General features: G+C 57.7%; 16 protein-coding genes. 6 read left to right on the forward strand and 10 right to left on the reverse strand.

Features of this window, described 5'->3' with window-relative positions; all coding sequences use genetic code 11:
• Positions 1-55: 55 nt before the first annotated feature.
• Positions 56-934 (forward strand): putrescine utilization regulator PtrR, encoded by an 879-nt coding sequence (gene ptrR / locus URZ40_RS00355; protein ID WP_116339922.1) that lies wholly within the window; start codon positions 56-58, stop codon positions 932-934.
• Here ptrR and URZ40_RS00360 read toward each other — a convergent pair.
• From URZ40_RS00360 to URZ40_RS00370, 3 genes are all read right to left on the reverse strand, one after another.
• Positions 888-1,370: a GNAT family N-acetyltransferase gene (locus URZ40_RS00360; protein WP_163329372.1), complete on the reverse strand. Its 483-nt coding sequence runs from the start codon at positions 1,368-1,370 to the stop codon at positions 888-890. The genes ptrR and URZ40_RS00360 overlap by 47 nt on opposite strands.
• An 81-nt stretch (positions 1,371-1,451) precedes the next feature.
• Complete coding sequence (locus URZ40_RS00365) at positions 1,452-2,246, reverse strand: PhzF family phenazine biosynthesis protein (protein ID WP_116339925.1); 795 nt, start codon at positions 2,244-2,246, stop codon at positions 1,452-1,454.
• A 26-nt stretch (positions 2,247-2,272) separates the two neighbouring features.
• The gene (locus URZ40_RS00370; protein WP_320719551.1) at positions 2,273-3,061 is read right to left on the reverse strand and encodes a PhzF family phenazine biosynthesis protein; all 789 of its coding nucleotides are present in this window, start codon (positions 3,059-3,061) and stop codon (positions 2,273-2,275) included.
• 176 nt (positions 3,062-3,237) lie between these two features.
• Between URZ40_RS00370 and URZ40_RS00375 the strand changes: the two genes are divergently transcribed.
• Positions 3,238-4,434 carry a sugar transporter gene (locus tag URZ40_RS00375; RefSeq protein WP_116339929.1) on the forward strand — a complete coding sequence of 399 codons (1,197 nt, stop codon included), beginning with the start codon at positions 3,238-3,240 and terminating at the stop codon, positions 4,432-4,434.
• A gap of 46 nt (positions 4,435-4,480) precedes the next feature.
• Here the strand turns inward: URZ40_RS00375 and URZ40_RS00380 are convergent, their stop codons facing one another.
• Entirely contained in the window at positions 4,481-5,146 is a 666-nt protein-coding gene (locus URZ40_RS00380) for a MarC family NAAT transporter (protein ID WP_302218442.1), read from the reverse strand.
• 256 nt (positions 5,147-5,402) lie between these two features.
• On the opposite strand from URZ40_RS00380, the gene marR reads away from it, so the two are divergent.
• From marR to marB, 3 genes are read left to right on the forward strand one after another with little or no spacing between them, the layout of a single operon-like run.
• Positions 5,403-5,837: a multiple antibiotic resistance transcriptional regulator MarR gene (gene marR / locus URZ40_RS00385; RefSeq protein WP_116339933.1), complete on the forward strand. Its 435-nt coding sequence runs from the start codon at positions 5,403-5,405 to the stop codon at positions 5,835-5,837.
• A gap of 20 nt (positions 5,838-5,857) precedes the next feature.
• Complete coding sequence (marA, locus tag URZ40_RS00390) at positions 5,858-6,238, forward strand: MDR efflux pump AcrAB transcriptional activator MarA (RefSeq protein ID WP_008502237.1); 381 nt, start codon at positions 5,858-5,860, stop codon at positions 6,236-6,238.
• A 33-nt stretch (positions 6,239-6,271) separates the two neighbouring features.
• On the forward strand, positions 6,272-6,490 hold the full coding sequence (marB, locus tag URZ40_RS00395; RefSeq protein WP_320719552.1) for a multiple antibiotic resistance protein MarB: 219 nt from the start codon (positions 6,272-6,274) through the stop codon (positions 6,488-6,490).
• A gap of 31 nt (positions 6,491-6,521) precedes the next feature.
• On the opposite strand, the gene eamA is transcribed toward marB, so the two are convergent.
• A complete protein-coding gene (eamA, locus tag URZ40_RS00400; protein WP_163329364.1) occupies positions 6,522-7,427 on the reverse strand; it encodes an O-acetylserine/cysteine exporter in 906 nt (301 codons plus the stop codon).
• A gap of 193 nt (positions 7,428-7,620) precedes the next feature.
• Here eamA and ydeE point away from each other — a divergent pair, with 193 nt between their 5' ends.
• A complete protein-coding gene (ydeE, locus tag URZ40_RS00405; protein ID WP_233003499.1) occupies positions 7,621-8,838 on the forward strand; it encodes an efflux MFS transporter YdeE in 1,218 nt (405 codons plus the stop codon).
• A gap of 46 nt (positions 8,839-8,884) precedes the next feature.
• On the opposite strand, the gene zinT is transcribed toward ydeE, so the two are convergent.
• Genes zinT through urtB form a run of 5 tightly spaced genes read right to left on the reverse strand, consistent with a single transcriptional unit; the run spans position 8,885 to position 13,731 of the window.
• Positions 8,885-9,526, reverse strand: coding sequence for a metal-binding protein ZinT (zinT, locus tag URZ40_RS00410; RefSeq protein WP_320719553.1), 642 nt, complete (start codon positions 9,524-9,526; stop codon positions 8,885-8,887).
• Positions 9,527-9,578: 52 nt separating this feature from the next.
• Complete coding sequence (urtE, locus tag URZ40_RS00415; RefSeq protein ID WP_163329615.1) at positions 9,579-10,277, reverse strand: urea ABC transporter ATP-binding subunit UrtE; 699 nt, start codon at positions 10,275-10,277, stop codon at positions 9,579-9,581.
• 9 nt (positions 10,278-10,286) lie between these two features.
• Positions 10,287-11,084, reverse strand: coding sequence for an urea ABC transporter ATP-binding protein UrtD (gene urtD, locus URZ40_RS00420; RefSeq protein ID WP_320719554.1), 798 nt, complete (start codon positions 11,082-11,084; stop codon positions 10,287-10,289).
• Entirely contained in the window at positions 11,084-12,157 is a 1,074-nt protein-coding gene (urtC, locus tag URZ40_RS00425) for an urea ABC transporter permease subunit UrtC (protein WP_316387201.1), read from the reverse strand. The genes urtD and urtC overlap by 1 nt, the downstream gene beginning before the upstream one ends.
• Positions 12,157-13,731 carry an urea ABC transporter permease subunit UrtB gene (gene urtB, locus URZ40_RS00430; protein WP_320719555.1) on the reverse strand — a complete coding sequence of 525 codons (1,575 nt, stop codon included), beginning with the start codon at positions 13,729-13,731 and terminating at the stop codon, positions 12,157-12,159. Before urtB ends, urtC begins: the two co-directional genes overlap by 1 nt.
• Positions 13,732-13,746: the final 15 nt, after the last annotated feature.

Raw genomic sequence — 13,746 nt, forward strand, 5'->3', positions numbered from 1 at the left:
GCTATTTCTTAAAAATGAATAATACTGACCACCTTATTCACGAAACGAGAATGCTATGGATTTAACCCAGCTTGAAATGTTTAACGCCGTCGCGCAGACGGGCAGCATCACCCAGGCGGCACAGAAGGTGCATCGCGTTCCCTCGAACCTGACGACCCGCATCCGCCAGCTGGAGGCCGATCTTGGCGTTGAGTTGTTTATTCGTGAGAACCAGCGTTTGCGCTTATCTCCCGCCGGGCATAACTTCCTGCGCTACAGCAGGCAGATTCTGGCGCTTGTGGATGAAGCGCGCATGGTCGTCGCGGGCGATGAGCCGCAGGGGCTGTTTGCCCTCGGCGCGCTGGAGAGCACCGCCGCCGTGCGCATCCCCGAGACGCTGGCGCAGTTTAACCAGCGCTACCCGCGCATCCAGTTTGCCCTTTCTACCGGGCCATCCGGGACGATGATTGACGGCGTACTGGAGGGAACCCTGAGCGCCGCTTTTGTCGACGGACCGCTGTCGCACCCGGAGCTGGAGGGGATGCCGGTCTACAGGGAAGAGATGATGCTGGTCACACCTGCCGGGCAGGCGGAGGTCACGCGCGCCGCGCAGGTGAGCGGCAGCGACGTTTATGCCTTTCGCGCGAACTGCTCGTATCGCCGACACCTTGAAAGCTGGTTTCATGCGGACAGAGCCACGCCCGGCCGCATTCATGAGATGGAGTCCTACCACGGCATGCTCGCCTGCGTCATTGCGGGTGCAGGCATTGCCCTGATGCCGCGCTCAATGCTGGAAAGTATGCCGGGCCATCATCAGGTTGAAGCCTGGCCACTGGCGGAAAACTGGCGCTGGCTCACCACCTGGCTGGTGTGGCGTCGCGGGGCGATGACCCGCCAGCTGGAGGCGTTTATAGCGCTGCTAAACGAACGTCTTCAACCAGCGCCTTCTCCATAAACAGGCTGAGCGGGTCGTCAACGTAGGGGGCAAAGGCCGGACGCAGTTCGTATCCGCACTGTTCATAGAGACGAACCGCAGCGCGTTGCTTAATGCCCGTTTCCAGCCGCACCGTGTGGCAATGACGGCTCAGGGCCTCGTCTTCCAGGGCGGCCAGCAGCGTCTCACCGAGATGCTGGCCCCGATGGGCCGGATCGATATAGACCCGCTTCATCTCTCCCGTTCCGTCCCCGTTGAGCACGATGGCGCCGCAGCCGACGGCCTGAAGCTGCTGGTCGCGGACGATCATCAGGATCAGCGACGTTTCCGGCAGCGCAGCCAGATCGAGCAGATGATTACTTTCGGCGGGATAGAGTTCGCTTTGATAGCGGTCAAGCGCCGCGATCAGTCTGGTAATGTCCGGATGGCGGGCAGATTCAGAGGTAATGGAATACATGGCAGGCTCCTTGTTGTTTTTATTTCAACATAGCGCAGGCCTGCCTGGGTGCATCATAGTATTAACTTATACGCCGTCCGGCTAGCGCAAAAAGACACGCCCTTTCAGATACAGCGTTGCCTGGCCGCCAATCAGCACGCGGTCGCCCTTCAGTTCACAGCGAAGATCCCCGCCGCGGTACGACACCTGGCGGGCGTTCAGCGACGTCTTACCCAGCCTTTCGCTCCAGTAAGGGATCAGCATGCTGTGCGTGGACCCGGTAACCGGATCTTCCGGTACCCCTTCGCCCGGGCAGAAGAAGCGGCTGACGAAGTCATATTCACCCTCGCCAGGCGCGGTCACGCAGACCATTTTATCCAGCGGTACCATCGCGCCAATATCAGGCGTTAACGCCTCCACCTGCTGTTGGCTCTCCAGCACCACCATATAATCTCGCCCGACGCGCACCTCTTTCGCCGCCGGGATGCCCAGCGCGCTAAACAGCGCCGGCGGCGGGTTATCGACGGCTTCCGTCGACCACGCGGGGAAGTTCAGCGTCAGCCAGTCGCCGCTGCGTTTGACCGTCAACTCGCCCACGAAGCGCGTGGTAAAGTGAATTTCCGTATGTGGGTAGTCCAGATACTCAAAAATGACGTGTGATGCCGCGAGGGTCGCATGGCCGCAGAGGTTAATTTCATGCAGCGTGGTAAACCAGCGCAGTTCAAACCCACCGTCTGTTCGCACAAAAAAGGCAGTCTCAGACTGGTTATGCTGCTGCGCCATCTTGAGAAGCGTCTCGTCGGGCAGCCACTCTTCCAGAGGACATACCGCCGCGGCGTTGCCGCCAAAGGTTTTGTCGCTGAAGGCATCCACCAGATAAAAATCAATTTCCCGCATTGTCTCTTCCTCTCTTGTTATCAGTTTTAGCGCAGATACACAGTGCCTTTCAGGTAGCACGACGCCTGACCGCTCATCAATACGCGCTCCCCTCGCAGCTCGCAGCGTACATCCCCGCCGCGGGCCGAGACCTGACGGGCAAACATCGCCGTTTTCCCCAGCTTTTCGCTCCAGTAGGGGATCAGCATCGTGTGCGCGGATCCGGTGACCGGATCTTCCGGAACGGAAACGCCCGGCGAGAAGAAGCGGCTGACAAAGTCATACTCCCCTTCGCCCGGTGCCGTCACGCTCACCTTATGCTCGCCCGGCGTCATCGCCGAAAAGCGCGGCTCAAGCGCTTCAACCTGCTGGCGGTTTTCCAGCACAATCACCCAGGCGCGGCCCTTACGGGCTTCAACGTAATCGCGGATACCTAGCGCCGCAAGCAACTCCGGCGGCGGCGTCTCTTCACAGGTTGGACACGCCGGGAAGTCCAGCGTCATCCACTTTCCCTCCCGGCTGACCGTCAGGCGACCGGACGCAGTGTCAAAATGGATCCGTGAGTCGGGATAATCCAGTTCATTAAACAGAACGTACGCGGCGGCAAGGGTAGCATGACCGCAAAGATTGACTTCGGCGAGCGTGGTAAACCAGCGTAGCTCAATGCCGCCTTTAGTGCAGACGAAAAATGCGGTTTCCGACTGATTATGCTGCTGCGCCATTTTCAGTAGCGTCTCATCGGGTAACCACGCTTTCAGCGGGCAAACCGCCGCCGGGTTGCCGCCAAAAGCACTTTTGCTGAACGCATCTACCAGATAAAAATCAATCTCCTGCATTGTCTTACCGCCTGTTTTTGCTGTGTTGTACTTTTATATTCAATGAAAACAGTGCCTCCGGCTACCGCTTTCATAAGGTAAATATTGAGATCTGCGTCACATAATGGTTGAGTTTTCGCCGTTCAACGTTTTAAGATCGTCTCCTCTTCTTTCCAGCAACGTATCTCCACATCCCTATGACAACGAACACAGTTTCCCGCAGAGTTGCGTGGCTACGCGTGGTCACGCTGGCCATTGCCGCGTTTATTTTTAACACCACAGAATTTGTTCCGGTTGGGCTGTTGTCTGACATAGCCGAAAGCTTCCAGATGGAAACGGCGCAGGTGGGCATTATGTTGACCATCTACGCCTGGGTCGTGGCGCTGATGTCGCTGCCGTTTATGCTGCTGACCAGCCAGATGGAGCGGCGCAGGCTGTTGATCGGTCTGTTTACTTTGTTCATTGCCAGTCACGTCCTGTCGTTTATGGCGTGGAATTTTACGGTGCTGGTCATTAGCCGCATCGGCATCGCTTTTGCCCACGCGGTCTTCTGGTCGATTACCGCGTCGCTGGCTATTCGACTCGCGCCGGCGGGTAAACGCGCCCAGGCCTTGAGCCTGATTGCCACCGGTACCGCGCTGGCAATGGTGCTGGGGCTGCCCATTGGCCGCATCGTGGGACAATACTTCGGCTGGCGTACCACCTTCTTCGCCATCGGCATGGGCGCGCTGGTGACGCTGGTGTGTCTGATTAAGCTGCTGCCCGCGCTGCCGAGCGAACATTCCGGCTCGCTGAAAAGTCTGCCGCTGTTGATGCGTCGCCCGGCGCTGCTGAGTATCTACCTGCTCACCGTTATCGTGGTCACCGCGCATTACACGGCGTACAGCTACATTGAGCCGTTTGTGCAGATGGTCGCGGGCTTTAGCGCTAACTTTGCCACCCTCTTACTGCTCATCCTTGGCGGCGCGGGCATTATTGGCAGCGTGCTGTTTGGCAAACTGGGTAACCAGCATGCCTCCCTGCTTGTGAGCAGCGCCATCGGCCTGCTGCTGGCGTGCCTGGTGCTGCTGCTGCCTGCGTCAGGCAGCGAAAGCCATCTGGCGATCCTGAGCCTTTTCTGGGGCGTAGCGATTATGATTATTGGTCTCGGCATGCAGGTGAAAGTCCTGGCCCTGGCACCGGATGCCACGGACGTGGCGATGTCGCTGTTCTCGGGGATATTCAATCTGGGGATTGGCGCGGGGGCGCTGGTGGGAAATCAGATTAGCCTGCACGTGTCGATGTCGGCGATTGGCTATCTGGGAGCCATTCCGGCCCTGGTGGCGCTGATCTGGTCGGTACTCATCTTCCGCAAGTGGCCGGTGGCGCTGGAGGAACAGGGGCAGCACGGGTGAGGTTTGTTTATGCCGGGTGGCGGCTTCGCCTTACCCGGCAATAAACTCAATGGTAGGTCTTAATAATCTCCAGCACGCCGTTAATAATAAACTGCACGCCCATACAAACCAGCAAGAAGCCCATCAGCCGCGAAATGGCTTCAATCCCGCCCTTGCCTACCCAGCGCATAATGGCGCCAGAGCTGCGCAGCGACGCCCAGACGATAAGCCCGATAATCGCAAAAATCAGCGGCGGCGCAACCGTCAGCACCCAGTCCGGGAAGGTTGCGCTGTCGCGCACCGTCGACGCGGAGCTGATGATCATCGCGATAGTACCCGGCCCCGCCGTGCTCGGCATGGCAATCGGTACAAAGGCGATATTGGCACTCGGTTCGGTTTCCAGCTCTTCGGATTTACTGGCCGCCTCGGGCGACTCGTGCGCCTTTTGCGCCGGGAACAGCATGCGGAAGCCGATAAAGGCCACGATCAGCCCCCCGGCGATACGCAAGCCAGGGATGGAAATCCCGAAGGTATTCATCACCAGCTGCCCGGCGTAATAGGCCACCATCATGATGGCAAAGACATACACGGCAGCCATCATCGACTGATGATTGCGCTCGGCGCTGTTCATGTTCCCTGCCAGCCCGAGGAAAAGCGCCACCGTCGTTAACGGGTTAGCCAACGGCAGCAGTACCACCAGCCCAAGCCCAATTGCTTTAATCAAATCCAACATAGTGCGTCGTTGTCCTTATCCATATTTAACATCGCAATTATAGGGTGAAAGTGTGACGCTCAGCCCTCAGCGCAACGTAACGATTATTTTCTTAAGGTAATGATAACCAGCAGTTATCTATATGATTTACAAGCTTTCAAATAAAGTTCATGAAACGTTTTAGCAATTCGTGGCATCGGCCGATTCATTCAGTTGACTTATACTTGCCTGAGCAATAATATCTGCCGTGACTAAACTACTTGCCAGGGCAACCATTGTGAAAAACACCAGTGATATCTTCAACGACGTTGTTCCACTGGGTCGTCTTATTCATATGGTTAACCAGAAAAAAGATCGCCTGCTCAATGACTATCTGTCACCGCTGGATATCACCGCAACACAGTTCAAAGTGCTGTGCTCCATTCGCTGCGAAGGGTGTATCACGCCGGTTGAGCTGAAAAAGGTGCTCTCTGTCGATCTGGGTGCGTTAACGCGCATGCTCGATCGTCTCGTCTGCAAAGGATGGGTAGAACGAAGCCCTAACCCAAATGACAAACGCGGCGTACTGGTCAGGCTCACCAGCGATGGCGCGGCTATGTGCGAGCAATGTCATCAATTAGTAGGACAAACACTGCATCAGGAACTAACAAAAAACTTAACGGCAGATGAAGTGGCAACCCTTGAGCTTTTGCTGAAGAAAATACTGCCGTAAACAGAAAAAGAGGTATGACGATGTCCAGACGCAATACTGACGCTATCACTATTCATAGCATTTTGGACTGGATCGAAGATAACCTGGAATCGCCGCTCTCCCTTGAAAAAGTGTCTGAGCGTTCAGGTTACTCCAAATGGCACCTGCAACGGATGTTCAAAAAAGAGACCGGTCATTCATTAGGTCAATATATTCGCAGCCGCAAACTGACGGAAATTGCCCAGAAACTGAAAGAAAGCAATGAGCCGATCCTTTATCTGGCGGAGCGTTACGGATTTGAATCACAGCAAACCCTGACGCGTACGTTCAAGAACTACTTTGACGTGCCGCCTCATAAGTACCGAATCACCAGCGTACCGGGTGAATCCCGTTATCTGTATCCGTTAAAACACTGTAGTTAAACATCGCCTGTAACAGACGTAACCGAGGAAAAAATGAACGTTACCGCCTCCGCCGCCCTCGCCTTGCTGGTGCTGTTTTCCAGCCAGACCTTCGCGGAGCAAACCCCAGGTGCAACGCAGCAAAATAATCGTGACACGATGATTTTGCCGTCAGCACATGACCAGTCACCTTATGATTTCAACCATATGGGTGCTGGTAGCGACAAATCCGACGAATTAGGCGTGCCTTATTATAATCGGCACGGCCTCTGATTCGTTTTTGCCCCGCATACGCGGGGCTTTTTTATGCCTTCCCACTCACCCGCGCCGCCCGACGTACACGCAGACCAAACACGTTGATGTACAGACCGGCCATGATCAGCACGGCGCCGAGCAGCTGCAGCACGCTTAACGTTTCATCCAGCAGTATCGCCGCACTGGCAAGCCCCACCACCGGAACCAGCAAAGACAGCGGCGCGACGCGCCAGGTCTCATAGCGCCCCAGCAGAGAGCCCCAGATCCCGTAGCCCACGATGGTGGCGACAAACGCCAGATAGATAAGAGAAAGGATCGTGGTCAGATCGATGTCGACCAGGCTGTTCAGCATCACCTCCGGGCCATCCAGAATAAACGATGCCGCCAGAAACGGGATTATCGGGATCAACGCGCTCCAGACCACCAGGGACATCACCTGTGGGCGCGCTTCATGCTGCATAATCAGCTTGTTGAAGATATTGCCGCAGGCCCAGCTCAGCCCCGCCGCCAGCGTGAGCATAAACCCGAGCAGCGCCACGTCCTGACCGTTCAGGCTGGCTTCAATCAGCACCAGCACGCCAAACACCGCGAGCGCGATCCCCGCCAGCTGTTTGCCCTGTAAACGTTCGCCAAACACGAACGCGCCGAGAATAATGGTAAAGAACGCCTGCGCCTGTAACACCAGCGAGGCAAGACCGGCCGGCATCCCGAACTTAATGGCGCAGAAGAGAAACGCGAACTGGCCAAAGCTGATGGTCAGGCCATAGCCCAAAAGCAGTTTTAACGGAATCTTTGGACGGGCGACGAAAAAGAGCGCCGGGAACGCCACCAGCATAAAACGCAAACCGGCCAGCATCAGCGGGGGCATATTGTGCAATCCCAGCTTGATGACCACAAAATTGAGCCCCCATACCACGACCACCAGCAACGCCAGCAGCCCGTCTTTACGCGTCATACCCTGCCCCTGAATTATTAATAATTTGTTAACACTTCAAGGTAACAGAAAAAAGTGTGTCGCGAGAAGATCATTATTTCTGGCAGGGAGCTGAAGCACTTAGGGATAAATCGGGAGCTATACAAGCCCCTTATGTCGTGATACTCCTTTTAGGACACAACATAAAAAGCATAAGCAATTGTCGGGCAGGAATATGAAACCATCTCTCAGGCGCTCAACCGCAGCGCTGCTGGCATCGTCATTGTTATTAACCATCGGTCGGGGGGCAACGCTGCCGTTCATGACCATTTATCTCACGCGCGTGTTTAATATGAGCGTCGAGAATATTGGTTATGCCCTGACGATTGCGCTCACCGTCGGCGTAGTGTTCAGCCTGGGATTTGGCATTCTGGCCGATAAGTTTGATAAAAAGCGCTACATGCTGATCGCGATCGTGGCCTTTATCGCCGGTTTTGTCGCGATCCCGCTGGTGGATAACGTCACGCTGGTGGTGCTGTTCTTTTCCCTGATCAACTGCGCCTATTCCGTCTTTTCGACGGTGCTGAAGGCCTGGTTCTCCGACGTGCTCACCGCAAGCCAGAAAGCGCGAGTCTTCTCGCTGAACTACAGCTTCCTGAACATTGGCTGGACGATCGGGCCGCCCATTGGCACCCTGCTGGTGATGTACAGCCTGCAGCTGCCGTTCTGGCTGGCTGCCTTCTGCGCCGCGCTGCCGCTCGGGTTTATTCATTTCTTCGTGCAGAAAAGCGTCGCGCTGGATACCGCCGAGGAGAAGATGCCCTGGCAGCCGTCGGTGCTGCTGAAAGACCGCGCCCTGTTCTGGTTCACCCTCTCCGGCCTGCTCGCGTCTTACGTGGGCGGATCGTTCGCCAGCTGCATTTCGCAGTATGTTCTGGCCGCCAATGCCGACAGCGATTTTGCCCAGAAGGTGGTCGCCGTGGTGCTGCCCGTTAACGCCGCCGTGGTGGTGACGCTGCAGTATGCGCTGGGGCGCAAGATCTCCGCCAGCAATATTCGGCCTTTAATGACTGCCGCAACGCTGTTTTTTATCCTGGGGCTGGGGGGCTTTATGCTCTCCGGGGAGAACCTGATTTACTGGGGCATCGCCGCCGCCGTCTTTACGCTGGGTGAGATTATCTACGCACCGGGTGAATACATGCTGATCGACAACATCGCCCCGCCGGGGATGAAGGCGAGCTATTTCTCAGCCCAGGCGCTGGGCTGGCTCGGCGCGGCGGCAAACCCGATGATCACCGGTATTATCCTGACCAACCTGCCGCACTGGTCGCTGTTTGTGATTATGATGGCCGCGATTATTGTGGCGTGGCTGATGATTTTGCGCGGGATGAGCGTGAAAAGTGAAGATAGCGTGTCGGGTGGCGCTGCGCTTACCCGACCTACAAAACCCTAATCGTGTGCCGGGTATGGCGAAGCCACCACCCGGCAAAAGCAACAGCCTAGTGGTGCAGCATCTCCTCCACCACCTGCTCTTTGTACATCTCGTTTGGATAATAGGTCGGCCAGTTATCCATCTCTTTCAGCAGCGCCTCGTGGGAGGTGTTGCCCATGAAAATATGGAAGTGCGAAGAGGCCTTCGGTCCGATGGTGTGGTCGCTGAACTGCACGAATTTAGGCGCCTTGCTGTCGGCATCTTTACACTCAAACAGATAGCGAACGCCTTTCTTACCTGACGCATAGGTCAGAATTTTGTAGCCGCTGTAAGCATACTGACAGCGGCTGACCGCTTTGCCTTTATGAAATTCCATCACGTTATTTTCGATGCCGATGGCATCCACGTCCGTCGCATATCCCTTGCGGTAGTACGCTTTCACCTCGTCAAAGGTTTTGCTTTTATCCTTCTGCGCTTTCTGCCTGAAGACCGGATCCAGCGAGCCGTCCAGCAGGAACGGATAAACCGACTGCCAGGTCCCGTCCCAGTCTGACAGTGCTCTGTCCTTCACGTCCTTATCCTCAAACACGCCGTTTGCCGCCTTCTGTTCCGCTTCGGTCATCTGATGACCGTGCGAGTGAGCAAACAGCTGGCCGCTGACCAGCAGCGCCCCCAGAGTCATGGCAAATTTTCCAATATGTGCAGCCAAAGTAACGCCCTCGTTCCGTTTTACAAGAACGAGAATGTTATATTATAACATTTCAGATCGCAACCAACCCGCGAACGCCCTCCTGCTCCATATTTTCACCCCGCCCGCGCTGAATAATGGTGCCGCGGGACATCAGCAGATAGCTGTCGGCCAGCTCTGCGGCAAAGTCGTAAAACTGCTCAACGAGCAGGATCGCCATGTCGCCTCTGTTTGCCAGGGTGCGGATCACATGGCCAATCTCTTTGATGACGGATGGCTGTATGCCTTCGGTGGGTTCATCCAGGATCAGCAGCTGCGGACGGCTCGCCAGCGCGCGTCCAATCGCCAGCTGCTGCTGTTGCCCACCCGAGAGATCGCCCCCGCGACGATGCTTCATCTCTTTAAGTACCGGAAACAGCTGCCAGATTTCGTCAGGCACCTGCTTCGCCTCGCGGGCGGGAAATCGCGACAGCCCCAGCAGAAGGTTCTCTTCCACAGTTAAGCGCGGAAAAATCTCGCGCCCCTGCGGGACATACGCCACGCCAGACTGCACCCGCTGGTGCGGCCTGCTGTGGGTGATCGTTTTACCCTGCCAGATGACCTCCCCGGTTTTCGCCGGGATCAGCCCCATAAGACACTTCAGCAGCGTGGTTTTCCCGACGCCGTTGCGCCCCAGCAGGCAGGTGACTTCGCCGGTGACGGCTTCAAAGCTCACGCCGCGCAGGATATGGCTGCCGCCGTAATACTGATTCAGTTCGTTAACCTGTAACATCATCGCTCCTTAGCGCCCCAGATAGACCTCAATCACCTGCTCGTTGGCCTGCACCTCGCGAAGCGAGCCCTCCGCCAGCACCCGCCCCTGATGCAGCACCGTGACGTGGTCGGCAATCGTTTCAACAAAGCCCATATCGTGCTCCACCACCATCAGGGAGTGCTTGCCCGCCAGGGTTTTGAACAGCTCGGCGGTGTATTCCGTTTCTGCGTCAGTCATCCCGGCGGCGGGTTCATCCAGCAGAAGCAGGTGCGGGTCTTGCACCAGCAGCATGCCGATCTCCAGGAACTGTTTCTGCCCGTGCGAAAGCAGCCCGGCGCGGCGATCGCGCTCGCTGCTAAGGCGCAGCAACACCAGCATTTCATCGATCCGGTCGCGCTGCTCGCCGTTGAGTTTTGCCCGCAGGCTCGCCCAGACGGATTTGTCGGTTTTCATGGCGATCTCGAGGTTTTCCCACACCGTCAGCGCTTCAAAGACCGTGGGCTTCTGGAATTTTCGACCAATCCCCTGACGGGCAATGGCCGCAGGCTCAAGCGCGGTCAGGTCGATGGACTGATCGTAAATCGCCCTGCCGCTCTTTGGCCGCGTTTTGCCGGTAATGACGTCCATCAGCGTGGTTTTACCGGCCCCGTTGGGGCCAATCACGCAGCGAAGCTCGCCCACGCCGATATTCAGCGAGAGATCGGACAGGGCCTGAAAGCCGTCGAAACTGACGTTAATGGCCTCAAGCTGAAGCACCGGGTCAGTCTGCTCCCGGTAGCGATCGCCGGGCAGCTGGCGGGTAAATAATCCTTCCGTTGGCTGCATTATTTCTCTCCCTTACGCAACAGACCGTAGACGCCGCGCGGCAGGAACAGCGTGACGGCAATAAAAATCAGTCCCAGAAAAAGCTGCCAGTACTCTGGCATGGCGACGGTGAAAAAGCTCTTCGCTCCGTTGACCAGCGCCGCGCCAATCACCGGCCCCACCAGCGTGCCGCGCCCGCCCAGCGCCACCCAGATGGCGGCTTCTATCGAGTTGGTCGGCGACATCTCTCCGGGGTTGATAATGCCCACCTGCGGGACGTACAGCGCCCCCGCCAGGCCGCACAGCACGGCAGAGAGCGTCCATACCAGCAGCTTGAACCCGCGCGGATCGTAGCCGCAAAACGTCAGGCGGTTTTCGGCGTCGCGAACGGCGGTCAGGATGCGGCCAAACTTGCTCTTCGCCAGCGCAAATCCGGTACCCAACGCCATGAGCAGCAGCAGCACGGTTGCCAGGAACAGCGCGATGCGGGTGGCCGTTTCCGTCACCGAAAACCCGAGCAGCGTAGTGAAGCCGGTAAAGCCGTTATTGCCGCCAAATCCGGTTTCGTTGCGAAAGAACAGCAGCATGCCCGCGTAGGTCAGCGCCTGGGTCATAATCGAGAAGTAGACACCTTTGATCTTTGAGCGGAAGGCAAACCAGCCAAACACCAGCGCCAGCAGGCCCGGCACCATCACAATCAGCACCAGCGCCCAGGCAAAGTGCTGGGTGCCCCACCAGAACCACGGCAGCTCGCTCCAGGAGAGAAACGACATAAACGCGGGCAGGCCGTCCCCTGACGCCTGACGCATCAGGTACATCCCCATCGCATAGCCGCCCAGGGCGAAGAAGATGCCGTGCCCAAGAGAGAGCATGCCGGCATAGCCCCACACCAGATCCAGCGCCACCGCAACGATGGCATAGCAGAGGATCTTGCCGATGAGCGTCAGCATCCAGGTCGACAGCGCCAGCGGATGCGTCGCAGGCAGCAAGGCGAAAAACGGTAATATCAGCAGACATGCCACCAGGAGGCTGCCTGCAATCTGCGTGACGCGCGGCGCTTTACGCGCCAGCGTTAAGGTTAGCGGCTGGCTCATCAGTCAATCACCCTCCCTTTCAGCGCAAACAGCCCCTGAGGACGCTTCTGAATAAACAGCACGATCGCTACCAGAATCACAATCTTGCCCAGTACGGCCCCCATCTGGGGCTCAAGAATTTTATTGAAAATGCCCAGCCCAAATGCGGCGGCTACGCTGCCTGCCAGCTGGCCCACGCCACCGAGAACGACCACGAGGAACGAGTCGATGATGTAACCCTGACCGAGCTCCGGCCCGACGTTCCCAAGCTGGGATAACGCCACGCCGCCTAGCCCGGCGATCCCTGAGCCCAGCCCAAACGCCAGCATATCGACGCGCCCGGTCGGTACCCCGCAGCAGGCGGCCATGCTGCGGTTCTGCGTTACCGCCCGCACGTTGAGCCCCAGACGGGTTTTATTCAGAATGAGCCAGGTAAAGAACAGCACCATCAGCACAAAGCCCAGCACCACGATGCGGTTCCACGGCAGCGTCAGGTTGGCAAAAACCTGCACCCCGCCGGACAGCCATGCCGGGTTGGCGACCTCCAGGTTCTGGGCGCCAAACGTCATGCGCACCAGCTGGATAATCATCAGGCTGATCCCCCACGTTGCCAGCAGCGTTTCCAGCGGGCGACCATACAGGTGACGGATCACGGTGCGCTCCAGCACCATCCCGATGCCCGCCGTCAGGCAGAACGCCACCGGCAGCGCGATAACGGGATAGAGCGCCAGCCACTGGGGCGCAAGCCCGGCCATCGCCTGCTGCACCATCCACGTGGCGTACGCGCCCAGCATCAGCATCTCGCCGTGCGCCATATTAATGACGCCCAGCAGGCCGTAGGTAATGGCAAGCCCCAGCGCGGCCAGCAGCAGCACCGATCCCAGGGACAGCCCCATAAACGCCTGGCCCAGCAGGTCGCCCCACATCAGTCGATGCTGGATCTGGCTAAGACTCTCCTGCGCGGCCGCGCGCACGCTGGCGTCCGGCTCGGTCTGCGCCTGAGTGAACGGGGTGAGTCTGGACTGAACGTCCGGATCGTCTGACTGGCCTAATAATTCGACAGCCTTGTGGCGCACCTCTGCCTGCGGGCTGGCCAGCTGGAGATTCGCCACCGCCAGTAAAAGCGCCTGGCGCGCGACAGCGTCCGTTTCATCGTTTACCCGCTTTTCGAGAAAAGCGAGCATCCCCGACTGGGCATCCCGCTGAAGCTGACGCGCCGCCGCTCGTCTTTCTGTGACACTGTCACTCACCAGCTGATGTGTAGCGATGGCCGTAGCGGCCAGCACGCGCAGCCGGTTGGTCAGACGAACGGCTTTGGTTTGCCCTTCGATCACACGGGCTTCACCGAGCGAAACCATTTGACCATTGCGCTGCGCAAAGGCGTGCTTTTGGCTGTCGGTATACAGGTTTTCCTTTTGCAGAGACTGAAGCAGCGGCAGACGAGCGGCATCCGGCGCGGCGGCCCACTGCGTGAGTAAATCCGCCTGCTGGCTGCGGCTGGCGGCAACAAAACGATCGGCATCCGATGCCTGCGCCATCCCTGGCAGCAGTCCGGAAAGCCATACAAGAGCGATGAACATGCGCATGGCGTTCATGACGTTTCTCCCTGC

This window comes from Enterobacter sp. 296B2 (genome assembly GCF_034106185.1).
In the GTDB taxonomy this organism is placed as follows: Bacteria; Pseudomonadota; Gammaproteobacteria; order Enterobacterales; family Enterobacteriaceae; genus Enterobacter; species Enterobacter cloacae_N.